This is a genomic window from Massilia sp. DJPM01 (genome assembly GCF_030348125.1).
Classification (GTDB): domain Bacteria; phylum Pseudomonadota; class Gammaproteobacteria; order Burkholderiales; family Burkholderiaceae_D; genus Telluria_A; species Telluria_A frigida.
The window spans coordinates 32,676-57,637 of record NZ_JAQOZV010000044.1 but is presented as its reverse complement, the minus strand read 5'-3'; the positions used below and the strand labels follow the sequence as shown (position 1 = coordinate 57,637).

Sequence of the window (24,962 nt, the reverse complement as noted above, 5' to 3'; positions counted from 1 at the left end):
TCCGCGCCGTGGCATCAAGCGGGTGCGCGCGGGCGCAGCCACATCGCGGCGACGACTACGTGCACGATGGAGCCGGCTGGCGCGTACCACAGGGCGAGCGGGATCGCGAGCGCATACAGCAGCATCGACGCCAGGTTCTTGCGCTCCATCCAGCTCGGGCGCGCGCTGCCCGCGCCGCGCCGGCGCAGCACCTCGTCGAGCACCACGAAGCCGATGGAGCACATCAGCAGCACCGCGCCGTACATGGCCACCGGGACCGATTCGAACGGATGTTCGCCGGCCCAGGCGGTAACGAACGGGATCAGCGAAATCCAGAACAGCAGGTGCAGGTTGGCCCACATGGCCAGGCCGTCGACCTTCTGCACCTTGTCGAACAGGTAGTGGTGGTTGATCCAGTAGATGCCCACGTAGATGAAGCTGAGCAGGTAGCGCAGCATCACCGGCAGCACCGGCGCCAGGTCGTGCGGGGCCGGGCCGTGCGGGGTTTTCAGTTCCAGCACCATGATGGTGATGATGATGGCGATGACGCCATCGCTGAACGCTTCGAGGCGGACTTTGTTCATGCGGGCCCCTTGGCCGGTTCGGGCAGCGCCATTTCGGCGCACAGGATGGCGATCGGGACGAGCAGCGCGATGAAGCCGAACGCCATGAACGCAAAGGCGGCGGCGATGGCGCCGGTGCCGAAGGCCAGCAGGGGCCAGAAGAATTTGCCGCAGCGCGCGCTGGTGGCGGCGTCGCCGGCGCCGCGCAGCACGTCGATGCTGTCGATGACGACCTGGGTCACGTTCCCGGTCATCATGGAGGTGGGCGCCAGTTGCGCCAGCAGCAGGCGGCTGCTGGCGCTGTGTGCGCCCATGGCGGCAGTGCCTGACAGGCCTGCCGTCATGGCCAGGAAGGAGGCGCTGTCGCCGATGGGCGCGGCGGCCATCCCGGCCAGCATGAAGCCGGCCAGCAGGACCACTTGCAGCAGCAAGGCCAGTTTCAGTGCCGGCCACTGGCGCCGTTCGGCGGCCAGGATCAGCAGGCGCGCCATGGCGATGCCCGCGATGAAGGCGGGGAAGGCCAGGAACTTGAGCAGGATCGACGCCTTGGAAGCGTCGGCCAGCGCAACCCCGATCAACACGAAGTTGCCGCTCACATGGGCGGTGAACAATCCGAACAGGGCGACGAAGCCCAGGGTGTCCACGTAGCCTGCCAGGAAGCCCATGTCGATGCTGCGAAGGCGGTTGCGCTGGTCGGGAGTCACGATTTGGCGAAAGCGAGAATGTCGGCGTTGACCTGGTCCTTGTGGGTGTCGGTCAGGCCGTGCGGGGCGCCGGGGTAGATAATCAGCTTGGCGTCCTTGACGACGGCGGCAGACGCCTTGCCGGCGGCGTCGATCGGCACGATCTGGTCGTCGGCGCCGTGGATGATCAGGGTCGGCTTGTCGAATTTTTTCAGGTCGGCGCGGAAGTCGGTTTCGGAGAACGCCTTGATCGAATCGTAGGTGTTCTTGTGGCCGGCCATCATGCCCTGCATCCACCAGGCGTTGATCAGGCCTTGCGATGGCTTGGCGCCAGGGCGGTTGAAGCCGTAGAACGGGCCGGAGGCGAGGTCGAGGTAGAACTGCGAGCGGTCCTTGACGCAGGCGCTGCGGATGCCGTCGAAGACATCCATCGGCAGGCCGCCCGGGTTGTCGGCGGTTTTGAGCATCAGCGGCGGGACCGCCGAGATCAGGCCGAGTTTGGCGACGCGCTTGGTGCCGTGGCGGCCGACGTAGCGGGCCACTTCGCCGCCACCGGTCGAGAAGCCGATCAGGATGGCGTTTTTCAGGTCCAGCGCTTCGATGACCTGGGCCAGGTCGTCGGCGTAGTGGTCCATGTCGTTGCCGCTCCAGGGCTGGCTGGAACGGCCGTGGCCACGGCGGTCGTGGGCGATGACGCGGAAGCCATTGTTCGCAAGGTGGAACATCTGCGATTCCCAGCTGTCGCTGTTCAGGGGCCAGCCGTGGCAGAACACGACCGGCTGGCCGGTGCCCCAGTCCTTGTAATACAGTTCGACGCCGTCTTTGGTGGTGATGGTGCTGGAGGTGCGTTTGATGGCGGCGGCCAGGGAAGCGCCGGCGGTGATGGCTGCGCGGCGGGAGAGGGTTTTTTGGTTGTCGTTTGTGGACATGATGGCTTTCTTGTTGCCGTTAGCTTCCGTCGTTCCCGCGGGGCGCCAAGCCCTGCGCGGGAAGTCGGTTCCGGCAATGCAGGAGACGACGGTTTTGGGGTTAGCGTGCTGGTACCGGCGCCAGCACTTCGTGTTCGCCCGTGGTGCGTTCGGCCGCCTTGTGCACCATGGTGTAGGCGTAATCGACACCCATGCCGTACGCGCCCGAGTGTTCGCGCACGATCGCCATTACCGCGTCATAGGTCTCGCGGTGTGCCCAGTCGCGCTGCCATTCCAGCATCACCTGCTGCCAGGTCACCGGCACCACGCCGGCCTGGATCATGCGCTGCATCGCGTAGTCGTGCGCTTCCTTCGAGGTGCCACCCGATGCATCGGCCACCATGTAGATCTCGTTGTCGCCTTCCGCCATGGCGCACAGCGCGAAGCTGTTGTTGCACACTTCCGTCCACAAACCGGCCACGATGACCTTTTTGCGGCCGTTGGCTTTCAAGGCATCGCGCACCTTCTGGTCATCCCACGAATTCATCGAGCTGCGCTCAAGGATCTTCTGGCCCGGGAACACGTCCAGCAGTTCCGGATAGGTGTGGCCGGAAAACGCTTGCGTTTCGACGGTGGTGATCACGGTCGGGATGTTGAACGCCTTGGCGGCCTTGGCCAGCGCCACCGTGTTGTTCTTGAGGACCTGGCGGTCGATCGACTGCACGCCAAACGCCATTTGCGGCTGGTGGTCGATGAAGATCAGTTGCGAGTTGTGTGGCGTCAGGACGTCGAGTTTCGGCGCCCTTGTTTTGGGTGAACAGGTTGTAGGCGATGCGCACCGTGAGCTGGTTGTCGCGCGCGAGCTGGTCGACGATGGCGTAATCGTCGGGGAAGTTCTGGAAGCCGCCGCCGGCGTCGATCACGCTGGTCACGCCCAGGCGATTGAGTTCGCGCATGAACTGGCGCGTGGAGTTGACCTGGTGTTCGAGCGGCAGGGCAGGGCCCTTGGCCAGGGTGGCATACAGGATCATCGCGTTGGGCCGGGCGATCAGCATGCCGGTCGGGTTGCCGGCGGCGTCGCGCACGATTTCGCCGCCCGGCGGGTTGGGCGTGTCGCGGGTGTAGCCGACCGCCCGCAGCGCGGCGCGGTTGAGCAGGGCGCGGTCGTACAGGTGCAGCACGAAGACCGGCGTGTCGGGGGCGGCGGCGTTGAGTTCCTCGATGGTCGGCATGCGCTTTTCGGCGAACTGGAATTCGGTCCAGCCACCTACCACGCGCACCCATTGCGGCGATGGCGTGCGTGCGGCCTGTTCGCGCAGCATGCGCATGGCATCGGCCAGCGAGGGCACGCCTTCCCAGCGCAGTTCCAGGTTGTAGTTCAGGCCTCCGCGGATCAGGTGCATGTGCGAGTCGTTCAGGCCCGGGATGACAGTGCGGCCGGCCAGGTCGATGACCTGGGTGCTGGCGTCGCGGTGGCGCATCACGTCGGCGCAATCGCCCACCGCGATGAAGCGCTCGCCGCCGATGGCGACCGCGTTGGCGGCCGGGTTGGAACGGTCGGTGGTGTGGAAGCGGCCGTTGATCCGGATGAGGGAGGCGCTCATGCCGGGTCCTTGTCTTGTGCTGGCGCTTGCAGGCCGGTGATTTTTGGGGCGCATTCGGTGGCGAACCAGGCGCTCGTGAGCGGTTCGCCGGCGATGACGCGCTTGGCGATCGGGACCATCTGTTCGCCGATCAGCATTCCAAGCAGGCCCAGTAGTGCGATGGCTGGCGGGGCGGGCGAACGCACCTGGATCAGTGCGTAGATGATCCCTACCAGCACGCCGGCTCCGATCGACATCAGATACATTGCTCACTCCTTCAGGTGGCGCAGGGCCGAATGCCGGTCCTGTCGCAAACGAGTATGGAAGACGGGGCGCGGGCGCGATAGAATCAGGATGCTGTTTTTGCCACCCTATTATTTTTGCCAAGGCCCCATGAAAAAACTCCTTATTCCCATCTTTCTGATGTTCGCCAGCGCCAGCGCCACCGCCGGGCAGCCCGCCAGCGTCGCCCAACTGAACCAGATGGCCAAGCGCTTCGCGCCGGTCGACCTGCGTGCCGATACCTCGGCCCTGTCCAAAGGCGACAAGGGCGCCATCGTCAAACTGATCGAAGCGGCCAGGATCATCGATACCTTGCAGCTGCGCCAGCGCTGGGCCCATAACGAAGCCCTGTGGAGCGCGCTCAAGAAGGACAAGAGCGCCCTCGGCAAGGCGCGCCTGAATTATTTTTGGCTCAACAAAGGCCCGTGGTCCATCCTCGACGGTAACGACTCCTTCATGCCAGCCACTTACGCCGGCATCACCATCCCGGCCAAGAAACCGGAAGGCGCCAATTTCTACCCGGTAGGCGCGAGCAAGGCGTCGCTGGAAGCGTGGATGAACGCGCTCGCGCCCAAGGACAAGGAACAGGCGCAGTGGTTCTTCACCACCATCCGCACTGGCGCCGAGGGCAAATTCAAGACCGTCACCTACGCTGGTGAATACAAGGCCGAGCTGGAAAAACTGGCCACGCTGCTGCGCGACGCGGCGGCATCGACCGACAACGCCTCGCTCAAGAAATTCCTGACCCTGCGCGCCGATGCGTTTTTATCCAACGATTACCTGGCGTCGGATTTCGCGTGGATGGATCTCGATTCCCCGGTCGATATCACCATCGGCCCTTACGAGACGTATAACGATGAACTGTTCGGATACAAGGCGGCGTTCGAGGCGTACGTGAATATCCGCGACGAAAAAGAAACCCGGAAGCTCGATTTCTTCAGCAAGCACATGCAGGAACTGGAAGACAATCTGCCGCTCGACAAGCAGTACCGCAATCCCAAGGTCGGTGCGCTGGCGCCGATGGTGGTGGTCAACCAGGTGTATGGCGCCGGCGACGGCAATATGGGCGTGCAGACGGCCGCCTATAACCTGCCGAATGATGAGCGGATCATCAGCGAGCGCGGTTCCAAGCGCGTGATGCTGAAAAATATCCAGCAAGCGAAGTTCAAATCGACCCTGACGCCGATCACCAAGCTGGTGCTGCGGCCGGAAGCGCAAAAGGACCTCGATTTCGATTCCTTCTTCACCCACATCCTGGCGCACGAAATCACCCATGGCCTCGGTCCCCACAGCACCACCCAGGATGGCAAGCCATCGACCCCGCGCCAGGACCTGAAAGACGCGTATTCGACCATCGAGGAAGCCAAGGCCGACATGGCCGGCCTGTGGGCGTTGGCGTACATGATGGACAAGGGCCAGCTGAAAGACACGCTGGGGCAGGGCGAGCTGGCCGAGCGCAAGCTGTATAACACCTTCCTGGCATCGGCATTTCGCACGCTGCATTTCGGCCTGACCGATTCGCATGCGCGCGGCATGGCGATCCAGCTCAATTACCTGCTCGATCAGGGCGGCTTCGTGTCGCACGGCGATGGCACGTTCGCGGTCGATTTCAAGAAGATCAAGCAGGCGGTGATTGACCTGAACCGCGAATTGCTGACCATCGAGGCCAGCGGCGACTATGCCCGCGCCAAGGAGATGATGGCCAGGTATGTGGTGATCCGCCCGGATGTGCAGAAGGCGCTCGACAAGATGAAATCGGTGCCGAACGATATCCGGCCGGCATTCACCACGGCGGCGGCATTGGCGAAGGCAAAATGAGCGTGCCGGCTGCGCCGCTATCGACGCGCCGGCCCGGCAAGATTGCCCGCACTAACATTGTTGCTGACGAGTGGGAAACGATCTGATTGTTTGCGCCAGCGCTAGCTTGACATAGCGCCATGTTGAGAATTTTCCACAAGGAAAGATATTTCTCCCAAAGCGTCCCGGAGGTCTATATTATTGCTCTTAGGCATTTATAGACCTCCTGAGGAAACGCCATGTTAAAGCACCTTTTGACTGCCCTGTTCGCCCTGATTCCCGTTGCCGCCACTGCTGGCGCCACCCTCACCGAGCTGGAAATGCGCTGGCTGAACGCCGCCGCGCCCGTGTTGGCGTATTCGCAACGTATGAACTTGCCAATAGATATCACCGTGCAACCAAAAGCCCGCCCCGGCGATGTGCCGCTGGCGATGGGATTTGTCGATGGCCGCTGCAAGCTGGTGCTGTCGATGCGCGGCAATCCCGAGGCCGAACATATCTTGCACAGCGTGCCGGAAGCCGAGCGCGCGCTGCTGATCGAAACCATGGCCGCCCACGAAATCGGCCATTGCTGGCGTTACGTGCAGGGCGTGTGGCATGCGCTGCCGGCCGGCTTCATTGAAACCGGCGACGAACAGGCGAAGGATGTGCAATTGCTGGCCGAATCGAAAGCCATGCGTGAAATGCGGCGCGAGGAAGGCTTTGCCGACCTGGTCGCGCTGGCCTGGGTCCAGCGCCAGCATCGGGCCCAATACGGCCGCGTGTACGCCTGGCTGTCGACCCTGCGCGACGCCGTGCCGGTCGAGCGCAGCGGCCACGATACCCGCGCCTGGGTGCGCCTGGCGAAGCATGCCGACGGTTTCGGCCATGGCGCCAGCCCCTTCGACGACGCCGTGACGATGTGGCAAGCCGGCTTGCTCAACGATGAATAAGCTGGGCGCCGCCGTGCTGCTGGCGCTGGCCGGCGCGGCGGCATCGGCCGCCGCTCCCGCCACCGAAGCCCAGTGGATCGCCGCCGCCACCGAGGCGGTCGCGTATGGCCGCGCGCAGGGCTTGCCGATCGACCTGGAAGTGGTGGATGGCAATGGTTTGCCCGGCCACACGCCGGTCGGGCTGGCCAGCGAAAACGGGCGCTGCACCCTGGTCGTCTCGGCCAGCAACAATCCGACCGCCGACAAGCTCAGTTCCATGATTGCCCCCGAGCTGCTCGAACCTTTTCTGGCGGGCGCGGCGATGCACGAAGTGGGGCATTGCCACCGCCGCCTGCGCGGCTATCCGCACAACGAAAAACTGCTGCCGGTGGTGGCCTGGATCGGTCCGCTGCGCGACTGGTTCACGCGCCGCGTGCGCACCGAGGAAGCCTACGCCGACATGACCTCGGTGGCCTGGATCGCGCGCTTCCATCCCGAGCGCTACACGGCCCTGGTCAATGAAATGCTGCGCGTGCGCACCCGTTTCCGCGAACCCAAGCACGACACCGTGGCCCTGCTCGAACGCGCCTTGGCCGAGGGGCCGCAAGATGCCAATGAGAATCTATTTGCCCAGGCCGATGAACGATTAAACAGATATCGATAGTCCTTTTGCGTCCGTATGTACGTTGTCGCACAGATGTTGTGCGTGCTTAGGATGTTAAATCCGTCCACCAACAACCATACATTTAAGGGACTTCACCATGAAACCTATCGTCGCCACATTGCTTGCCGCCGCCCTCAGCGCCGCTTTCGCCAGCGCCTACGCCGCCGAGACGCCCACCAGGACCGATACCGCGACCTACCGCACGATGACGCTCAAGGCCGCCGCCGACTACAAGGCCGCCTCGGCGCAGTGCAAGGACATGAGCGGCAACGCCCGCAGCCTGTGCATGGAACAAGCCAAGGTGGTGCGCGCGCGCGCCGACCTGGCAGCCCTGACCGATTACAACAATACCCTCAAAGGCCGCACCAAGGCCCGCACCGACCTGGCTGACGCCGACTACGCGCTGGCCAAGGTCAAGTGCGCCGACGCCATGGGCGCCGAAAAAGACAGTTGCCTGAGCAATGCGCGCGCGGTTCACAGCGCCGCGCTGGCCGATGTCAAGGCCGACCGCGACATCCAGCTCGCCAGCAGCGGCACCACCGATACCATGAGCCCGGTGACCCGCACCACCACCAGCGACGCCACCAAGGCGGCGGCGGTGGACAAATGCGCCCAGGTCGCGGGTAGCCCGAATACCGGCTGCCTGGTCGATAACAATACCCGTAGCGCGGCCACCACCACCACCACCGGCGCCGTGGCCAACCGCACCGACATGGCGGCCGACAGCGCCGCCCAGCGCAGCGCCAACGCGCTCGACAATGCCGCCGACAAGACCCGTGCCGCCGGCGCCAGCATGGCTGCCAAGACCGAGCGCGCGATCGATACCCTGGCCGATAAAACCGAGCGCGCCGCCGACAGCATGGCCAACAAGACCGACCGCATGGCCGAGAAATCGGGTGCTGTCATGGCCGATGCGGTCATCACGACCAAGGTCAAGGCCGACATTTTCAAGGAGCCTGAGCTGAAATCGATGGCGATCCACGTGGAAACCGAAAAAGGCGTGGTCATGCTGAGCGGCTTCGTCGATTCCAAGGCCGATGCCGAGAAAGCCGTGCGCCTGGCCAAGAGCGTCGATGGCGTGACTGCAGTCAAGAGCGCGATCAAGGTCAAGTAAGCCGGCTCTCCTACTACCCAGGCCGCCCCGGAACACCGGGACGGCAGCAGAAAACTGCGGCCCCGTACGGCGCGACGATGCGATTGTGTTGCATTGCTGCACCGTTCGGGGCTTTGTCGCTGCAATCCATGGCGTGGCAGCCGCCCCAAGGTATAATTTTCCCGTGAACAGACTAGAAGCCTTTGGATATATTGCCGCCCAAGCCGCACGCGGGGAAATCACCCTTCCCACCAGCGTGAACGCCGCCTTGCGCCTGCAACTCGCACTCGACAATCCCGATTGCCATATTGAAGACGCCATCAAGCTGGTGCTGGGCGAGCCGCAACTGGCCGCGCGCACCGTCGCGCTGGCCAACTCGGCCGCATTCAACCGCAATGGCGACACCCCGATCACGAATGTGCGCGCGGCCGTCATGCGGGTGGGCTACCGCAGCTTGCAGACCCTGGTCGCCAGCCTCGTGGTGCGCCAGTTCGGCATGCGCATCGTCGATCCGGTGCTGCGCGCCAAGGCTGAGCAATTGTGGGAGCATACGGCCCACGTGGCGGCGCTGGCCCAGGTGCTGGCGCGGCGCGTGACCTTCGTCAATCCCGATACCGCCATGTTCGCGGCCATCGTGCACGAGGTGGGCGGCTTTTACCTGCTCTCGCGCGCCGATGAATTTCCCGGCCTGCTGGACGACGATCCCGAAAAATGGGCGGAATTGTGCGAGGAAGTGGTCAGCCGCGAAGTGCTGAAAAAACTCGCCATTCCCGAGACCGTCACCCACGCCATCCTGGCCCTGCGCGACGGCTGGCTCACCATGCCGCCGAGCACCTTGCTCGACACCCTGTTGCTGGCCAATCAGTTCGCGCCCGTGCGCTCGCCGCTGGGCGTGCCCGACGAGCCGCTGCCCGAGCATGCCGATTCGGTGCTCGATTTCGTCATCGACAACGACACCCTGCAAGCGATCCTTCACGAGTCGGCCGACGAAGTCAAATCGATGAGCGCCGCACTGCTGGTCTAGCCGGCGTAATCAAAATACGGAACCAAAACGCTGGTCCGGTTTCTAACCCCAGGTAAGGCGGGACACGGGGTCCCGTGCCGGGGGAGCGATGAGGCGCATCACGCATGCTTGGTTTGCCGCTGCCGGGGCTGGGCTGCTGTCCCTGCCGCGCTTGCTGGTCGCCTGCGCCACCTTTCTTTTGCTGCTGATGTGGCCGCCGGCGGCCGCCGCGCCGGCTCCGGTCACCTTGCTCACGGTCGACGGCGCCATCGGCCCGGCCAGTGCCGACCATATTGCGCGCGGCATCGAGCGCGCCGCGCGCGACGGGCACCAGCTGGTGATCATCGCGCTCGACACGCCGGGCGGGCTCGACACATCCATGCGCGCGGCGGTCAAGGCCATTCTCGGCGCGCGCCTGCCGGTGGCCGTCTACGTGGCGCCCCCGGGTGCGCGCGCGGCCAGCGCCGGCACCTTCATCCTGATGGCCAGCCACATCGCCGCCATGGCGCCCGGCACCAATCTGGGCGCGGCCACGCCCGTGCAACTGGGCGGCCCGCCGGCGGGGAGCGATGACGGGCTGCCCGGCGCCGCGCCAAGGCGGGGCGCGGGCGGCACGCGCGGCGGCTACGACCACGACAAAGACACCACCAAAGATGGACCCGGCAGCGCCGGTGACCGCGCCGCCACGCCCATGGCCCGCAAACAGCGCAACGATGCCGCCGCCTACATCCGCGCGCTGGCCGCGCTGCGCGGGCGCAACGCGGAATGGGCCGAGCGCTCGGTGCGCGACGCGTCCAGCCTGCCCGCGGCGGACGCCCTGGACGCACGCGTGATCGACTACGTGGCCGGCGATGTGGCGGCGCTGCTGGCGCTGGCCGACGGCAGGCAGGTCACGCTGCGCACGGGCACGCCGACCCTGCACACGCGCGGCGCGCCGCTGCATCGGGCCGATCCCGACTGGCGCACGCGGCTGCTGGGCGTGATCTCCGATCCCTCGGTGGCGCTGATCCTGATGAGCATCGGGATTGACGGCCTGCTGTTCGAATTCATGAGTCCGGGTGCGGTCGCGCCCGGCGTGGTGGGTACGCTGTGCCTGCTGCCGGGCTTGTACGGCCTGCACCTGCTTCCCCTCGACTATGCCGGACTCGGCCTGATCCTGCTCGGCCTGGCCTTCATGTTGGCGGAGGCGTTCCTGCCCAGTTTCGGCGTGCTCGGCCTGGGTGGCATGACGGCCTTCGTGGCCGGGGCGCTGATCCTGGTCGATACCGACTTGCCCGGCTATGGCGTGCCGGCCGCCGTGGTGGTGCCGCTGGCCATCGTCAGCGCGCTGCTGCTGGCGGGCATGGCGGGGGTGGCGCTCAGGACGCGCCGGCGCGCGGTGGCGGGCGGGCCGAACGCCCTGGTCGGCAGCCTCGCCGAGGTCATCGGCGCGGGCGGCACCGATACCTGGGCCAACGTCAACGGTGAAACCTGGCGCGTGGCCAGCGGCGCCGCCCTGCGGCCCGGGCAGACGGTGCGGGTGCTGGCGCGCAAGGGCGCGCGGCTCGACGTGGTCCCGGTCAACCAGGTCAAACAAGGAGAATAACGATGCTCGAGAATGGATTCGGGTCTGGACGCGGCCCGCTGCTGTTCCTGCTGTTGCTGTTGTTGCTGGTTTTGCTGGCGAACTCGGTGCGCATCCTGCGCGAGTACGAACGGGGCGTGGTGTTCCAGCTGGGGCGTTTCTGGTCGGTCAAGGGACCGGGGCTGATCCTGCTCATTCCCGTGCTGCAGCAAATGGTGCGGGTGGACTTGCGCACCATCGTGCTCGACGTGCCCAAGCAGGACGTGATTTCGCGCGACAATGTATCGGTCAAGGTCAACGCCGTGCTGTACTTCCGCGTGATCGATCCCGAGCGCGCCATTATCCAGGTGGCCAACTTTCTCGAAGCGACCAGCCAGCTGGCGCAGACCACCCTGCGTTCGGTGCTGGGCAAGCATGAGCTCGACGACATGCTGGCCGAGCGCGAACGGCTCAACATCGATATCCAGCAGGTGCTCGACGCCCAGACCGACGCCTGGGGCATCAAGGTCGCCAATGTCGAGATCAAGCATGTCGACCTGGACGAATCGATGGTGCGTGCCATTGCCCGCCAGGCGGAGGCGGAACGCGAGCGGCGCGCCAAGGTCATCCACGCGGAGGGGGAATTGCAGGCATCGGAGAAATTGATGCAGGCGGCCAATGTGCTGTCGCAGCAGCAGGGCGCGATGCAGTTGCGCTATCTGCAAACCTTGGGCACCTTGGCGAGCGACAAGAGCACCACGATTGTCTTTCCGCTGCCGCTGGAGATGCTGGGCGGGCTGATCGAGCGCGCACGCGGCAGACCGGCCGGCAGCGCTCACGGCGGTTCGGCCGACAGCCAGATCGGCAGTGCGCCCGGCGGTCCCGTCGATAGCCCAATCGGCAGCGCTCCCGGCGGTCCGGCCAACAGCCAGATCGGCAGTGCAGCCGGCCGGCCGGTCAGTTAATGCGCTGCCACGCCAGGCCGATCCATTCGTGGGTGGCGTAATACGAGCGGAACATGCCGCTCCAGCCGGGCACGAACATGAGCGGCGAGAGCGTACTGCGCGCATAGAACATGGTCGGGGCCGGCACCACTTCCAGTCCGGCCGCCACGAAGGCGCGTTCGGCGCGCGGCATGTGCATGGCGTGCGTGACCAGCAGCACGCGCCGCACGCCGGCCGCCTTGAGGATGGCGGCGCTGTAGATGGCGTTCTGGGTGGTGTCGGCCGAGCGTTCCTCGGTCCAGGCGACGGCGGTGCGGAAGTCGTCGCGCAGGGCGCGCGCCATGGTGCTGGCCTTGGGCGGAATTCCCTTGTCCGGATCGCCATTGCCTCCGCTGACCAGCAGCGGCAAGTCGGTCGCGTGCTGCAGGTGGGCCGCGTAGCGCAGGCGCACCAGGGCCACGTCGTCGGGAATGTCGGCGCCGTATTCGGGCGCGGCATGCACATTGCCGGCGGCCAGCACGACGATGGCCTGGGCACCGCTGGCGCGGGCGTCGGCCAAGGGCGCCGTGAGCCCTTCGAGCGGCTGCACCAGCAGCAGCGAGCCGGCATTGGTCGACAGCACCAGCAGCGCGGCCAGTCCCACGCCGCTGACGGCGCGTCCGCAGCGCGGCCAGCGCCGCCGCAGGGCGTAGCCGGCCAGGATCAGTACGATCAGGCTCATCGGCGGCATGAGCAGCACGCGCACCAGGATATCGATCATGCCGGCGGCGCGCTCACAGCGAGGCCCAGGCCTGGCGCAGGCCGAGCACGTGCACGATGCCGATACCGAGGCAAATGGCCGAGCTCCAGCCCCAGAACACCACGCTGCGGCCGGGCATCAGGATCATCATCGGCACCAAGGCCAGGCCGCGCGCCACGTAGACGGCGGTGATGGCGCACAGGATAATGCGCAGCAATGGCAGGCGCGGCAGCACGCCGGCGCCCGACAGGGCGTACGCGGCCCAGACCAGCAGCACGGCAGTGATGCCCAGGGTGACGATGGCGGGATACCAGGAACCGGACTCGGCCATGCGCGCCATCGGCTCGCCGGCACCGAGGGCGCGGTACCATGCGGGACCGCCGGCAATGCAAGCCAGATGCAGCGCGGCGGCGGCGGCGCTGAGGGCGGCGCCGGTCAGGAGAAAATGGGTGGATGGCTCGGGCATGGCGGGCGGGGCAGGTTGTCGCGAGAATGCGGACGCGAAGGTTACTGTGTGCGCCAGGAAATTGGCTTTCAGCGTAAAGTCATTATAAGATTAACAAAATGCATTGTGGAGCAGAACATGAAATGGGAAGGTAATCGCGAAAGCGACAACGTGGAAGATGTGCGCGGCTCGGGCGGCGGGGGCGGGTTTGGCTTCGGCGGACGCTCGGTCGGCATCGGTACGATCGTCATTGCGCTGGTGGGCGGCTGGATCTTCGGCATCAATCCGATGACCCTGCTCAATATCATGAGTGGCGGCGGGGGCGCGGTGCCGGTACAGCAGCAACAGGGGCAAGCCCGGGGCGTGCCGGCCAACGACCGCGGTTCCAAATTCGTGCGCGTGGTGCTGGCCGATACCGAAGATGTCTGGACCAATTTGTTCCGCGAACAGGGTGGCACGTACCAGAAGCCGGCCTTGCAGCTGTATTCCGGCCGCACCCAGACCGCGTGCGGTGCCGGACAGGCCGCGACCGGGCCTTTTTATTGCCCGGCCGATCGCAAGGTGTATCTGGACATGAGCTTTTTCCAGCTGATGGAAGAGCGCTTCAAGGTCGAGGGCGAGTTTGCCCAGGCGTACGTGATTGCCCACGAAATCGGCCACCATGTGCAGCATGCGATGGGCTTGACCGACAAGGTCGACGAGGCGCGCCAGCGCGGCACCGAAAAACAGGCGAACGCGATGTCGGTGCGCCTGGAATTGCAGGCCGACTGTTTTGCCGGCGTCTGGGCCTTCCATGCCAACCAGTCGCGCGCAATCCTGGAGCAGGGCGACGTCGATGCCGCACTGAAAGCGGCAACCGCCATCGGCGACGATGCCTTGCAGCGCCAGTCGCAAGGCCATGTGGTGCCCGATTCATTCACCCACGGCAGCTCGGAGCAGCGCGCGCGCTGGTTCAAGCGCGGCCTCGACGATGGCAGGGTCGCCTCGTGCGATACCTTCGGCGCGCGCCAGCTGTAAGCGCGTGACTAGTGGTGGCCGCTGAGCGCTTCGGCGCCGGCCATCAGCGACTCGACCGCGCGCTCGAACACGGGCGCGTGTTCCACCGTGCGCAAGGTTTCATTCTGCATCGCCGCCAGCAGGGCATCGCGGGTGAAGGTGGATGGCGCCGCCTGGCCCTTGACCGAAAACAGATACAGGCTGCCGCGCGGGCTGACCGCGGAGAGACGCGCCGGCACGTAGCGCCCGTCCACGGCAAGTTCGAAGCCGGCGCCCGGCAATGCCATGCCCAGCCATTCGCGCTCGTCGGTGGCGTGCGCGGCGCTCTTGCCGGCGTCCGTGTACAGCTCGGCGCGGATGCCGCGCTGCTCCAGCGCCGCTTCAAGCTGGGCGTGGCCGATGCTGACCGCGTCCTGGCCCGCTTCGCGCTCCCCGCCGAAGGCGGCGAAGTGCGCGCGCAGCTGCTCCAGATCCATGGCGTTGGCCGATGGCGGCTGGCGCTGGCCCAGCACATCCATGTGGACCATCACCAACTGGTCGAGCGCGGCCTTGGACACGGTCTCGCCCATGCCGATCGCGGCCAATCCTTCGCGTACCCGTTTGACCAGGCTGGGCAGCATGCGGACCATCTGGGCACGCTCCTCAGGGGTATTCTTTTCCTGCGCACTCCACACCAGCTCGGCCAGCATCGCCTGGCTGGCGGCTGCGTCGCCGCCCGGATGGACCAGCACGCGGCTCCACATATCGGTGATGAAATTGCCAATGCGCGGATCGACATCGAGCGGGTCGAGCAGGGCGCCCAGGGTGGTGGCGGTATCGCTCTGGCGGGCACTGCTCGCTTCGACCGCGCCGATGGCATCGATGCAGCGCGCCAGGCCCACGTCGCCGCGCGGCAGCAAGGTCGAGACAAACTGGTCGAGCTTGCGCTGGCCATCGGCGAAGGTCGTCATGTCCGTGTCGAAGCGCGCCAGCACGCCGTCCAGCACCGTGTCGATTTCGTCTTCCAGCGCCGGGTAGCATGCCATTTCGGGCGTGATGCCGGTCGCTACCGTGCCGATGCGGTCCAGCAGGCGGCGTGCGGGATGGCGGGCGTCATGCAGCATCGATGGATCGAGCATGGCGGCGCGCAGGAACGGCACGTGCAGGCGCCCGAGTTGCTGGCGCACGCCGTCTGGCAATTGCTCGTCGTGCACGATGGATTCGAACAGCAGGCTGACCAGGTCGACGGTGACCCGGTCCGGCTCGCTGCCGGCCGCGTCGGCAAGCCGGGCGCGCAAGTCGAGCGGACCGGGCGTGCGCGCGCCTCTGGCGGCAGGGGCAGGCTGCGCCTGTTGCATTTCTTTTAGCTGGGCATCGAGGGCGATGCGCGCCTGGCAGCCGGAGGCTGGGGCCGGAGCCGGGACCGGGACCGGGACCTCGTCATGGCGCGGCGGACGCGGCGTTTTCGGCTGGTTGAACAGATTCCAGACCATTTCCTGCAAGTCGGGCGCGTGCGGCTGCGCCGGGGCGCCGGGCAGCAGCTCGCCGTGTTGCTGCATCATGCGTCGTAATTCAGGCAGCATGCGGGCTTGCTTGGGCTGCGCTGGTTTGCCCAGCTGCGTGTCGGCGCGCCCACCCGCCATCCCATGGCCGATGAGCTGCTCGGCCGCCTTTTGCCAGGCGAGCCGGTCGCGCTGGGCGCGCGTGAGCGCCGTGGGACGGGCGCTCAGCTTGCTGGACACGCCACGCGATTTGAATACTTCTTCTATCGCAACGTAGTATCCTTGCAGGCAATGGACCATCGCCACTGAAAGAATATCGAACAAGCCTTTCGACTGGGCTTCGTCCCTGATGGTTTCGCGCAGGGCTTCATGCAGCGAGCGCGCCAGCAGATAGGGACGGAAAGGATTTTCGCGTTCGCGCACCTCCGGGTCGCCGTGCAACTGGGCGATCATGAGGTTCAGGCGGCCGAGGTTGGGCTGGCCGGCGTCGCGCAGGCGCATCACCATCCGGTCGATCTCGATTTGCCGCGTTACGACGTCATCCTCGATGAGGGTCAGGTTGTCCGCACTGATCTCCTCGAGGCTGGCGCGCGTGTCCATGTACATGGTCTGCATGGCGCGCTCGAGGTAATCGGCAAAATGGTGCTGCATTCGCGCTAACAGAACCGTGCCGTGCTCGCGCAAACCCTGGCGCTCATTCATGAGCAGGCGCTCGTTGCTGCGCGCGGCCCCTTTCAATGCCTTCTCCAGGTTGACCTCGGCTTCGGCCAGGGTTTTCGTGGCAAGGACGTTAAAACCCGACAGTGCGGGTTGTTTCGCAAGCTGGAACACTCTTTTTGGTATTTGCATGGCGTTTTTTGTGCTCAAATGGATGAGCTGATCAGGGTCTCTGAAAGCCATGATAGCGCATTAGGGCAACAAAGTTGGCCTGAATGCACTGTTCAGTTGCATAAATTTAATAAAAATGTATAAGATACAATGCTTGTTCGCGACCTTACTCTATGCGTGTTGGCGAACCGACCACATGTACGATCAACCTTAGTATCCCAGAATGAAAATTTTCGCTGAACTCGATGATGCGGTGCTGAACAGACCTGTTCAGGCCAGTAACGATCCCATCGCGGTGGCCACAGCCATGGCCGCCCCGCTGCGGCCCGAGTCACGCCCTTTGCGCGTGATCGGGCGCGGCGATACACTCACGGCGCAAAAGGTTGAGGTCGGCATTATCTTGCAAGCCATGCTGGGTACGGGAGGCGCTGCGGAGTATCTGTCCGACAACGCCGTCCATATCAGCGTGTCCTTGCGGGTGCTGACCAAACCCGCTTTGCGGCGCGGCATGCACGACGAGTTCGGGATTCCGACCACGCTCGAGAATTAAAAAAAAGCGTTGTTTTTCGGTGACTCAGCGGTGCTGAGCTTGCCGCACGCCGCCGCGTCACCACGGCAGCACGGCAAAGTATTCCACCAAAAAATCAAGCAAGGCGCGTACCGCTGGTGACAATTGCCGGCGCGACGGATAGATCGCATAGATCGTCAGGGCGGGCACGCGCCACTGCGGCAGCACGTGCGCCAGCGCCCCGCTGGCGAGCACCGGGTTGACCAGATAGGTCGGCAGCATGGCGATGCCGCCGCCGGCCACGGCCGCTGCGAGCAGGGTGCTTGCGTCATTCGCGCTGAAATAGCTGAGCACGCCGACCTGGACCGCTTCGCCGTCGCGCGCGAATGACCAGATGCTGCGCCCCACGTTAGCGTGGCTGAGGCAGCGGTGCTTTTCCAGTTCCTGCGGCGCGGCCGGCGCCCCCTGCGCGGCCAGGTAAGCGGGCGCGGCCACCAGCAGCGAATCGCACTGCGCCAGCGGGCGCGCGATGAGCAAGGGCGACGGTTCGCCACTGATGCGGATCGCCAGGTCGATACGCGCTTCGACCAGATTGAGCGCGCCTTCGTTCAGATTCAGGTCGAGATTCAGACGCGGGTGGAGCGCCGTGAAGCGCACCAGCGCCTGCGCCAGCTGCGCATGGCCGAAGGACAGGCTGCAGGTGACGCGCAACAGGCCGCGCAGTTCGCCCCCGCTGGCGGTTTCCTCTTCCATATTCTCGCTCAGCGCCAGCATTTGCTGGCTGCGCCGCAGGCAAGTCTCGCCGGCATCGGTGAGCGTCACGCGGCGCGTGGTGCGCTGGAGCAGGCGCGTACCCAGCCAGGTTTCCATTTCGGACACATAGCGCGTCACCATCGCCCGCGACATGTCGAGCTTGTCCGCGCTGGCGCTGAAGCTGCCGCTGCCGGCCACCTCGACGAAGACGCGCATTGCCGTAATTCGATCCATTTGTCCGATCCATGAAACAGTGATGAGCAGTTTAACCCGTTTATCCGGACCAAAGACCTCACTACACTTCAGGCTTCCTTAAAACAACTTTATCGGAGTCCTTATGTTCCGCACCACCGCCATCGGCGCCGCCCTCACGCTGGTCTTTAGCAACGCCCTGGCCGCGCCCGCCCTGCAAACCAAGGTCTACAACGCCGATGGCGCCAGCTTCAACGTCAATTCCACCCTGATTTATGGCGAGACCGAAGCCATGGTGATCGACGCCGGCTTTACCCGCGCCGACGCGCTGCGCATCGCCGCCAACGTGCTCGACAGCGGCAAGCAGCTCAAGACCATCCTGGTCAGCCAGGCCGATCCGGATTACTACTTCGGCGTCGACGCGCTCAAGCAGATTTTTCCGCAAGCGCAAGTGGTGGCCACGCCGCAAGTGATCGAGAAGATCAAGGAAAAGATGGCGGCCAAGCTGGCCTTCTGGACGCCCAAGATGGGCGCCAACGCCCCGGCGGCACCGAGCCTGCCCGCAGCGCTGCACAGCATGACCCTGACCGTGGATGGCCAGGCGGTGGAAGTACGCGGCACGCAAGGCGCGCTGGCGCATCGCCCGTACGTGTGGATTCCATCGATCAAGACGATCACGGGCACCATCGGCGTGTTCGGCAACCTGCATTTGTGGATGGCCGACGCCCCAACGGCGGCCCAGCGCAGCGCGTGGAGCGCCCAGCTCGACGACATGGCGGCGCTCAAGCCCGTGGTGGTCATTCCGGGGCATATGAAGGCGGGCACGCAACTTGACGAGAGCAGCATTGCGTACACCAAAAATTACCTCAAGAACTACGAGCAAACGCTGGCCGCGACCGCCAACAGCGTCGAGCTGATCGCGCGCATGAAGAGCGCGTATCCAGACGCGCCGCCGGGTCTGGCACTGGATATCGGCGCCAAGGTCAGCAAAGGCGAGATGAAGTGGTAAGCGCGTAAGACGGACGGAGTGCACGCCGGGAAGGCAGCACAGCGACGCATGCGTATCGGCGAGCCAGCTTATATTTCCTCAGAAACATTGCCAGGGATATAATTTTGCCTGTTTGCCCACCCACTCAGTCGCTGTCTTCTTGCAGCCGACGCATTTTTATCAGGAATTCCCTCATGTCGAGCCACAAGACGCCAGCACCGGACATGAGCGCATGCCGGGCAGGCTCCCATCAGCGACTGCGCAGCGCCCGCCGTGGCGGTGTTGTCGGCGCTTATCGTGGCCAGCACGCCGATGTTGAGCAAGGCTGCACAGTCCGCAGTGCGCCCGGATCCGGTGCCGGCCTTCGACGTCAAGCCATGGCTCGCCGATTACGCGTCGCTGAAAAAGCACCTGGAACAACAGTATTCCCACCTGGCCTGGTTTGCTTCCCCACAAGGTGGCGTGAACTTGCCCCAACTTGATCGTCGTACCCAGAGAATATTGCAGCAAGCCGAGAATGAGGACGACGCCAAAGCAGCCCTGTTTGCTTTTGTAAATGCCTTTCACGACGGCCATCTTCGCCAGAAACCGTCCATCGCGCCAGCCCGGGCGGACGCCAGCAATCCGCCCAAGGCGGCGATCGACAAGATGGATGCGGCGAGCGCCTGTGCCGCGATCGGGGTCGGTCCGACCAGCGCGATTCCCTTTTCCTTGCCGATCGAAGGCCTGGCCAATTTCACGCTGACGGCGGACGGCATGGCGCAGGTATTTCGGGCCGGCGTCCTGCACACTGAGGCCGGCATGCGGATCGGGGTGATCCGCATTCCCACGTTCGTGACGGCCGAATACACCGCGCTCTGCCATTCGACATGGGCCACATTGAAGACGGCTGCAACGCCGCTCGACGCCAGGATGCTTGAAGAGGCCATGGAAGGGGCTTGGCTGGGAGCCCTGGCAGGCCAACTCAAGCAAATGCAGGCGCAAGGTGTGAGCGCTGTGGTGGTCGATGTCGGTAGTAACGGTGGCGGTGGCGATACGGGCGACTCGGCCGCGCGCCTGTTCACGTCGCGGCCGGTCAAGTCCGCCCGCTTGCTGATGGCGGCGACGCCAGCCAACGCGGCGTATTTTGACGAGCAACTCGATGGCTTGCGCAACGTCTTGGCAAGGCCCCTCGATGGCCACGCCGAGCTGCAAGCGGCGCTGCGGCAGGGCGTGAGTGATTTTGAAAACAGAAAAGCAGGGATCGCCGGGCGCGTTTGCGATATGTCCTGGGTGTGGCGTGAACGGCGGCCATTTTCCCCGGCGGCCTGTAGCCGTTTGATCGATGGCGGGTTTGCCAGCGGCGCTGTGGATTTTCTGCCGGCGGCCGCGCCTGGCCATGCCGGGGCCGCCGCCGCGCTGTACTGGCCCGCCGTTGCCGATGCCTACCGTGGAACGTGGAGCGGGCCGGTGTATGTCCTGACCAACGGCAAGGTCGCGTCTGCGGCGGAGATGTTCGCCGCGACCATGCGTGACAATGGCATCGCCAGGATCATCGGCGCTCCGACCATGGGTTTAGGCTGCGGCAACATGCAAAAGCCGCGGCTGATGCTGCTGGCGCATTCGCAATTGCGCTTCCAGGCGCCCGACTGCGTCCGCCTGCGCGCCGACGGCAGCGACGAGGTGGCCGGCATTGCACCCGACCTGCCCTTGTTGCCAACGGAAGGCGAGAGCGGACGTGCCCGTGCAGTGAGACTGTTCCACATGGTTGAAGCCGATTTGAAAGCCGATTTGAAAGCCGGTAATGCTGGCACTGCCCTCACAGGCGCAGCCACGCAATAATCAGGAGGCGTGCGGCTGGCCTGGCCGCCGCAAGGGCGACGCGCGCCGTGCGCTGCGCGCATCCGCCGTCCCAGCCATGGCAAGTGCCTGCCAGGCTCACTCCGGCCCCAGCACCCGGAATACGCCGTCCCAACCATGGCAAGTGCCTTCCGGGCTCACTCCGGCCCCAGCACCCGGAACACCTCGTCCGGTGTCGTCAAGCCATCGCGCACCTTGATGAAAGCGTCGTCGCGCAAGCTCATGAAACCCTGCTCGCGGGCGTATTGCGTGATTTCCGTGATGGCGACCTGGGAGGCGATCAAGTGCCGCATGTGGGTGTCCGGAGCGAGCACTTCATACAGGCCGAGGCGGCCCTTGTAACCGCTGCCGTGGCAAGTTTCGCATCCGGCGCCGTGGAACGCCGTGAACGGCTGCGCGGCGAAACTTCCGCCAAGGCGCTGCAGCAGGTCCGGCTCGCTTGGCGCCGGTGCCCGGCAGCGTTCGCATATCTTGCGCACCAGGCGCTGCGCGATGACCGCTTCGAGCGCCGTCGCGATCACGAACGGCTTCAGGCCCAGGTCGAACAGGCGTGAAATGGTGGCGATCGCCGAATTGGTGTGCAGGGTCGAATACACCTGGTGGCCGGTCAGCGCCGCGTGAAATGCCACCTCGGCCGTTTCAAAATCGCGGATTTCGCCGATCAGCAAGACGTCCGGATCCTGGCGCAAGATGGCGCGCAGCACCAGCGGGAAGGTCAGGCCGATTTTTTCGCGCACCACCACCTGCCCCGCCGAGTCGAGGTAGTACTCGACCGGGTCTTCGATCGTGATGTAGTTTTTTTCCGACGTGGCGCTGCTCTGGAGCAGGCTGTAGAGCGTGGTGGTCTTGCCGCTGCCGGTCGGACCGGTCGCCAGGACGATGCCCTGCGGCTTGTCGCTGGCATTGCGCACCTTGGCCAGGTCCATCGGATTGAAACCGATGCCGTCCAGGCGCAGCACGGCTGCATTGCGGTCGAGGATGCGCATGACAATCTTTTCGCCGTTGATGGTCGGCAAGGTCGAAATCCGCAGGTCGACCACCTTCTGCGGCGTTTTCACCGCCAGCCGTCCGTCCTGCGGTCGCCTGCGCTCGGAAATATCCATCTCTCCCATGATCTTGATGCGCGAGACGATCGACTGGTGCATATTGTGCGGAATTTGCATCTTGTCGATCAGCACGCCGTCGACCCGCAAGCGCACCATCACATTCTTGGTGCGCGGCTGGATGTGGATGTCGGACGCGCCCACGTTGATCGCCTCGAGCAGGATCGCATTGACCAGCCGGATCGCGGGCGGCTCGTCGGTGCCGCGCAACAGCTCTTCGAGCGTCTGTCCGGCACCATCGTCCTCGATGACGATTTCCACTCCTTCATACGGGTCGTTCGAGCCGAAGGCCGCCTCCAGGTCGGTCAGGTCGGCTTGCCCGGTGTTGTAGACGATGGCGATCTTGGCCACGATGGCTGACATCGACGCCAGCACGGGCGCAATTTCCAGGCCGGTCACGAAGCGCAGGTCGTGCAGCAAGCCTTCGTCCAGCGGGTCGGCCATTGCCACCGTCAGGCGTTTGTCGTCAATGCGCAGGGGAACGATCAAGTGGCGCTGGCACAAGGCGGCCGGCACCAGCGCGGCCACCGCCACGTCGACCGACATCTCGTCAACGTTGACCTGCTGGATCATCAGCTCGGCAGCCAGCAAGTCGTGGACGACCTTTTCCTGTACCCAGCCGCGTTCGACGATTTCCTTTAATACCGCCTGCTGCTTCTGGGCCTGCTGCTGGATGCGGATCAGTTCCTGCACCTGTCCAAGGTTGAGTTTGCCGTGGCGGTGCAGCACCGTTGCCAGCCGGCTGCGGTTGCCCGCCGAAAACTTGGCCATCTGCTCGATTTCATGCGACTTGCGCGCATTGTCCTGGATCAGGGCCTTGTTGCTCCGGTTGAGCTCCTGGCGTTCCAGCGCCAGCGCCACCGTCACGCGCAGGTCGTCGTCGTTCCACGGCTTGAGGATGAATTTATAGACCGCGCCCGTCTTCACGGCCCCCACCACCGCGTTCACGTCGGCATGGCCGGTGAGCATGATGCGGATCATGTCGGGCTCGATCTGGCGCGCCTGGCGCAGCAATTCGCCGCCGTCCATGCCCGGCATCATGAAATCGCTGATGATCAAGTGAAAGGTTCCGGCCTTGAGCAGCGCCAGCGCCTCGCGCGGACTGCCGCTGGTAACGATCTCGTAATTTTCCTGGCGAAATACGCGGCGCAAGGCCGACAGCACGTTCGGCTCGTCGTCCACCAGCAGGATGCGGTAGGCGCGCACCTCGGTCGCCGTGCTGTCGGCCTGGGCAGCGCCGGTGAACAAATGCCCATAGCTCATGCACGGCCCCCGGCCTGCAGCGGGATATGCACGTCGACGTCGCTGCCGCCGCCCACTGTCGAGCGCACCGCGATATGCCCGCTGTGCGCGCGTACGACGTCGCCGGCCACCGTCAAGCCGAGCCCGATTCCGCCGCCCACGCCATGGGTGGTGAAGAAGGGGTCGAAGCTGCGCGGCAGCACCGCCTCCTCGATTCCGCAGCCCTGGTCGCTCACCGACACGCGCAGTTCGCCGTCGCGGGCCGTGCTGGCGAGCCGGATCACGCCCTGGCGCTCGCGCATGGCGCTGCGCGCGTTCAGGAGCAAGGCCAGCACCACCCGGGTCAGGCCGTCGGGGTCGCAAGTGACTGGCGGCAGCGCCTCGAACTCGGTCTCGAGCCGCACCCCGGCCGGCAGCTCGCCCAGCATCCTCACGGCCGCGCGCAGCGCATCGTTCGGATCGATGGCGGCGAACTGCGCCGGCTCGCAATGGGCGTACGCCTTCAGGTCCGCGACGATGCGCGACACCCGGTCGGCGCCGGCGATCGATTCGTTGATCAAGTTGGGGAAATCGTCGAGGATATAGGCCAGCTTGGCCGCCATGGCCGCCGCCGCGGGCGCCGCCGCGATGGCCTGGGCGACGGTGGCGACGTACTCCTTGGCGGTACTCAGATTGCTCCTGATGAAACCGATCGGGTTATTGATCTCATGCGCCATGCCGGCTGCCAGGCTGCCGATCGAAGCCATTTTTTCGGCCTGGTACATGCGGCGCTGACTCTGTTCGATCTGGCCGACCTGCTCCTGCACGCGCGCTTCGAGCTGCGCGCTCAGGGTGCGGTAGCGCGCCTCGGAGGTGGCCAGCGCCGCGTGCTTGGCCATGAGTTCGTCATGGTCGGACATCACCGTTTCCAGATGCAGGTCCGCGGCCATCCGGTAACGGTTGGAGGCGCCCAGCAGCAGTTCGATCCATTTCCCCGCCGGCGCGAGCCAGCTCTGCCGCTCGGCCGGCGCGCACAATGTCCCCACCACGTCGATGTCGACCACCAGCGCGACCGTGCAGACGGGGCCGTCGATGGCCAGCGCGCCCGCGCGCACGGGCTCGTCGTCGATGCCGGCGATGCGCCAGGCATGGCCGACGCTGTGCTGCATCGCCGTTGCCAGCGCGGCCGCCGGAACGTGGCGCATCATGTCGCCCAAGCTGACCTGGCGGTCGAATGCAGGCAAGTGTTTGTTCACCTCAATTCTCCTCCGGCCGCCTTGACGAACGCGTCTTGCGCCAGGCCGTGCTCGGCCAGCAGCGCGAACTGAAGGTCGAGCCGCACGTAGACCAGCTTGAGCAAGGCCGAGAACGTTTCCCTTACCCCGTCGCCCCGCAGCGCGCTGGCCAGCAGCACCGGCCAGGGCGCCTTGCTCCAGCGATGCGCGATGTCTTCCTCGGACAAGATATCGGGCAGGTCGCGCTTGTTGTATTGGACCACCAGCGGAAAGCTGGCCACATCGATCCCGACGGTGGCGGCATTGGCCATCAGGTTGTCGAATGAGGAGCCATTGTTGACTGCCTGGTTACACTGGGAGTCGGCCACGAACACGGCGCCGTCCGCACGCGAGAGCACCGCCTTGCGCGTGCCATTGTGGGCAACCTGTCCGGGCACGGTAAACAGCTTGAATTTGACCAGCAGGCCGGATGGCGCGGTGAAGCCGAGCGGCAGCAAGTCGAAGAACAAGGTGCGGTCGCCTTCGGTTTCGAGCAGCATCATGTCGCCCACCCGGTCGGCCGTGAGCAAATCGTGCAGGCGCGTCAGATTGCTGGTCTTGCCGGAGAGGGCGGGGCCATAGTAGACCAGTTTCACGGTCAGGCGCTGCGCGCGCTCGTCCAATTGCGCCATATATCCCCGC

The 24,962-nt window shown here is 65.1% G+C and carries 22 protein-coding genes and 2 pseudogenes; 11 read left to right on the top strand and 13 right to left on the bottom strand.

From position 1 onward, the window contains the following. Positions 1–14 precede the first annotated feature (14 nt). From PO883_RS24275 to PO883_RS24250, 6 genes and pseudogenes are all read right to left on the bottom strand, one after another. On the bottom strand, positions 15–563 hold the full coding sequence (locus PO883_RS24275) for a TMEM175 family protein (protein WP_289312032.1): 549 nt from the start codon (positions 561–563) through the stop codon (positions 15–17). Continuing rightward, positions 560–1,246 carry a YoaK family protein gene (locus tag PO883_RS24270; protein WP_289312031.1) on the bottom strand — a complete coding sequence of 229 codons (687 nt, stop codon included), beginning with the start codon at positions 1,244–1,246 and terminating at the stop codon, positions 560–562. Before PO883_RS24270 ends, PO883_RS24275 begins: the two co-directional genes overlap by 4 nt. Next, positions 1,243–2,154, bottom strand: a complete 912-nt coding sequence (locus PO883_RS24265) for an alpha/beta fold hydrolase (RefSeq protein ID WP_289312030.1) — start codon at positions 2,152–2,154, stop codon at positions 1,243–1,245. Before PO883_RS24265 ends, PO883_RS24270 begins: the two co-directional genes overlap by 4 nt. A 100-nt stretch (positions 2,155–2,254) precedes the next feature. Next, positions 2,255–2,917: a hydrolase gene (locus PO883_RS24260; RefSeq protein ID WP_289312038.1), complete on the bottom strand. Its 663-nt coding sequence runs from the start codon at positions 2,915–2,917 to the stop codon at positions 2,255–2,257. Between the two features lie 10 nt (positions 2,918–2,927). Continuing rightward, positions 2,928–3,737: pseudogene (locus PO883_RS24255) on the bottom strand (amidohydrolase family protein); the annotation flags it as partial. Next, positions 3,734–3,982 carry a DUF1427 family protein gene (locus tag PO883_RS24250; RefSeq protein ID WP_167087786.1) on the bottom strand — a complete coding sequence of 83 codons (249 nt, stop codon included), beginning with the start codon at positions 3,980–3,982 and terminating at the stop codon, positions 3,734–3,736. The gene PO883_RS24250 and the pseudogene PO883_RS24255, both read right to left, overlap by 4 nt. Before the next feature lie 127 nt (positions 3,983–4,109). Between PO883_RS24250 and PO883_RS24245 the strand changes: the two genes are divergently transcribed. The 7 genes and pseudogenes from PO883_RS24245 to PO883_RS24215 form a co-directional block, all read left to right on the top strand. Beyond that, positions 4,110–5,816, top strand: a complete 1,707-nt coding sequence (locus PO883_RS24245; protein ID WP_289312029.1) for a hypothetical protein — start codon at positions 4,110–4,112, stop codon at positions 5,814–5,816. 218 nt (positions 5,817–6,034) lie between these two features. Further along, the gene (locus PO883_RS24240) at positions 6,035–6,727 is read left to right on the top strand and encodes a hypothetical protein (RefSeq protein WP_289312028.1); all 693 of its coding nucleotides are present in this window, start codon (positions 6,035–6,037) and stop codon (positions 6,725–6,727) included. Next, on the top strand, positions 6,720–7,370 hold the full coding sequence (locus tag PO883_RS24235; RefSeq protein WP_289312027.1) for a hypothetical protein: 651 nt from the start codon (positions 6,720–6,722) through the stop codon (positions 7,368–7,370). The genes PO883_RS24240 and PO883_RS24235 overlap by 8 nt, the downstream gene beginning before the upstream one ends. Positions 7,371–7,467: 97 nt before the next feature. Continuing rightward, complete coding sequence (locus PO883_RS24230; RefSeq protein ID WP_289312026.1) at positions 7,468–8,484, top strand: BON domain-containing protein; 1,017 nt, start codon at positions 7,468–7,470, stop codon at positions 8,482–8,484. Positions 8,485–8,647: 163 nt separating this feature from the next. Beyond that, on the top strand, positions 8,648–9,487 hold the full coding sequence (locus PO883_RS24225; protein WP_289312025.1) for an HDOD domain-containing protein: 840 nt from the start codon (positions 8,648–8,650) through the stop codon (positions 9,485–9,487). A gap of 88 nt (positions 9,488–9,575) precedes the next feature. Further along, positions 9,576–11,051: a nodulation protein NfeD gene (locus tag PO883_RS24220; RefSeq protein ID WP_289312024.1), complete on the top strand. Its 1,476-nt coding sequence runs from the start codon at positions 9,576–9,578 to the stop codon at positions 11,049–11,051. Between the two features lie 2 nt (positions 11,052–11,053). Continuing rightward, positions 11,054–11,809, top strand: a pseudogene (locus tag PO883_RS24215) (slipin family protein); the annotation flags it as partial. A 157-nt stretch (positions 11,810–11,966) separates the two neighbouring features. On the opposite strand, the gene PO883_RS24210 reads toward PO883_RS24215, so the two are convergent. Both PO883_RS24210 and PO883_RS24205 read right to left on the bottom strand, forming a co-directional pair. After that, a complete protein-coding gene (locus PO883_RS24210) occupies positions 11,967–12,713 on the bottom strand; it encodes a YdcF family protein (protein WP_289312023.1) in 747 nt (248 codons plus the stop codon). Positions 12,714–12,726: 13 nt separating this feature from the next. Beyond that, positions 12,727–13,158 carry a hypothetical protein gene (locus PO883_RS24205; protein ID WP_289312022.1) on the bottom strand — a complete coding sequence of 144 codons (432 nt, stop codon included), beginning with the start codon at positions 13,156–13,158 and terminating at the stop codon, positions 12,727–12,729. Between the two features lie 117 nt (positions 13,159–13,275). Here PO883_RS24205 and PO883_RS24200 point away from each other — a divergent pair, with 117 nt between their 5' ends. Then, positions 13,276–14,154: a neutral zinc metallopeptidase gene (locus tag PO883_RS24200; protein WP_289312021.1), complete on the top strand. Its 879-nt coding sequence runs from the start codon at positions 13,276–13,278 to the stop codon at positions 14,152–14,154. 8 nt (positions 14,155–14,162) lie between these two features. Here PO883_RS24200 and PO883_RS24195 read toward each other — a convergent pair whose 3' ends face one another. Continuing rightward, positions 14,163–16,463 carry a DUF1631 family protein gene (locus PO883_RS24195; RefSeq protein WP_289312020.1) on the bottom strand — a complete coding sequence of 767 codons (2,301 nt, stop codon included), beginning with the start codon at positions 16,461–16,463 and terminating at the stop codon, positions 14,163–14,165. 202 nt (positions 16,464–16,665) lie between these two features. Between PO883_RS24195 and PO883_RS24190 the strand changes: the two genes are divergently transcribed. Next, on the top strand, positions 16,666–16,992 hold the full coding sequence (locus tag PO883_RS24190; protein WP_289312019.1) for a hypothetical protein: 327 nt from the start codon (positions 16,666–16,668) through the stop codon (positions 16,990–16,992). Positions 16,993–17,049: 57 nt separating this feature from the next. On the opposite strand, the gene PO883_RS24185 is transcribed toward PO883_RS24190, so the two are convergent. After that, positions 17,050–17,937, bottom strand: coding sequence for a LysR family transcriptional regulator (locus PO883_RS24185; protein WP_289312018.1), 888 nt, complete (start codon positions 17,935–17,937; stop codon positions 17,050–17,052). A 103-nt stretch (positions 17,938–18,040) separates the two neighbouring features. Between PO883_RS24185 and PO883_RS24180 the strand changes: the two genes are divergently transcribed. Both PO883_RS24180 and PO883_RS24175 read left to right on the top strand, forming a co-directional pair. Further along, the gene (locus PO883_RS24180; protein WP_289312017.1) at positions 18,041–18,904 is read left to right on the top strand and encodes an MBL fold metallo-hydrolase; all 864 of its coding nucleotides are present in this window, start codon (positions 18,041–18,043) and stop codon (positions 18,902–18,904) included. Positions 18,905–19,180: 276 nt separating this feature from the next. Continuing rightward, positions 19,181–20,704, top strand: coding sequence for a S41 family peptidase (locus PO883_RS24175; RefSeq protein ID WP_289312016.1), 1,524 nt, complete (start codon positions 19,181–19,183; stop codon positions 20,702–20,704). 155 nt (positions 20,705–20,859) lie between these two features. Here PO883_RS24175 and PO883_RS24170 read toward each other — a convergent pair whose 3' ends face one another. Genes PO883_RS24170 through PO883_RS24160 form a run of 3 tightly spaced genes read right to left on the bottom strand, consistent with a single transcriptional unit; the run spans position 20,860 to position 24,952 of the window. Then, entirely contained in the window at positions 20,860–23,088 is a 2,229-nt protein-coding gene (locus PO883_RS24170; protein ID WP_289312015.1) for an ATPase, T2SS/T4P/T4SS family, read from the bottom strand. Further along, positions 23,085–24,302 carry an ATP-binding protein gene (locus PO883_RS35195; RefSeq protein ID WP_289312014.1) on the bottom strand — a complete coding sequence of 406 codons (1,218 nt, stop codon included), beginning with the start codon at positions 24,300–24,302 and terminating at the stop codon, positions 23,085–23,087. The genes PO883_RS24170 and PO883_RS35195 overlap by 4 nt, the downstream gene beginning before the upstream one ends. Then, positions 24,299–24,952 carry an ATP/GTP-binding protein gene (locus PO883_RS24160; protein WP_167087817.1) on the bottom strand — a complete coding sequence of 218 codons (654 nt, stop codon included), beginning with the start codon at positions 24,950–24,952 and terminating at the stop codon, positions 24,299–24,301. The genes PO883_RS35195 and PO883_RS24160 overlap by 4 nt, the downstream gene beginning before the upstream one ends. Positions 24,953–24,962: the final 10 nt, after the last annotated feature.

Bases quoted from the DNA above. Each gene is read 5' to 3' on its own strand.
- PO883_RS24275 (WP_289312032.1), bottom strand. From the start codon at position 563: ATGAACAAAGTCCGCCTCGAAGCGTTCAGCGATGGCGTCATCGCCATC.
- PO883_RS24265 (WP_289312030.1), bottom strand. From the start codon at position 2,154: ATGTCCACAAACGACAACCAAAAAACCCTCTCCCGCCGCGCAGCCATC.
- PO883_RS24250 (WP_167087786.1), bottom strand. From the start codon at position 3,982: ATGTATCTGATGTCGATCGGAGCCGGCGTGCTGGTAGGGATCATCTAC.
- PO883_RS24245 (WP_289312029.1), top strand. From the start codon at position 4,110: ATGAAAAAACTCCTTATTCCCATCTTTCTGATGTTCGCCAGCGCCAGC.
- PO883_RS24240 (WP_289312028.1), top strand. From the start codon at position 6,035: ATGTTAAAGCACCTTTTGACTGCCCTGTTCGCCCTGATTCCCGTTGCC.
- PO883_RS24235 (WP_289312027.1), top strand. From the start codon at position 6,720: ATGAATAAGCTGGGCGCCGCCGTGCTGCTGGCGCTGGCCGGCGCGGCG.
- PO883_RS24230 (WP_289312026.1), top strand. From the start codon at position 7,468: ATGAAACCTATCGTCGCCACATTGCTTGCCGCCGCCCTCAGCGCCGCT.
- PO883_RS24220 (WP_289312024.1), top strand. From the start codon at position 9,576: ATGAGGCGCATCACGCATGCTTGGTTTGCCGCTGCCGGGGCTGGGCTG.
- PO883_RS24210 (WP_289312023.1), bottom strand. From the start codon at position 12,713: ATGATCGATATCCTGGTGCGCGTGCTGCTCATGCCGCCGATGAGCCTG.
- PO883_RS24205 (WP_289312022.1), bottom strand. From the start codon at position 13,158: ATGCCCGAGCCATCCACCCATTTTCTCCTGACCGGCGCCGCCCTCAGC.
- PO883_RS24200 (WP_289312021.1), top strand. From the start codon at position 13,276: ATGAAATGGGAAGGTAATCGCGAAAGCGACAACGTGGAAGATGTGCGC.
- PO883_RS24195 (WP_289312020.1), bottom strand. From the start codon at position 16,463: ATGCAAATACCAAAAAGAGTGTTCCAGCTTGCGAAACAACCCGCACTG.
- PO883_RS24190 (WP_289312019.1), top strand. From the start codon at position 16,666: ATGAAAATTTTCGCTGAACTCGATGATGCGGTGCTGAACAGACCTGTT.
- PO883_RS24185 (WP_289312018.1), bottom strand. From the start codon at position 17,937: ATGGATCGAATTACGGCAATGCGCGTCTTCGTCGAGGTGGCCGGCAGC.
- PO883_RS24180 (WP_289312017.1), top strand. From the start codon at position 18,041: ATGTTCCGCACCACCGCCATCGGCGCCGCCCTCACGCTGGTCTTTAGC.
- PO883_RS24170 (WP_289312015.1), bottom strand. From the start codon at position 23,088: ATGAGCTATGGGCATTTGTTCACCGGCGCTGCCCAGGCCGACAGCACG.
- PO883_RS24160 (WP_167087817.1), bottom strand. From the start codon at position 24,952: ATGGCGCAATTGGACGAGCGCGCGCAGCGCCTGACCGTGAAACTGGTC.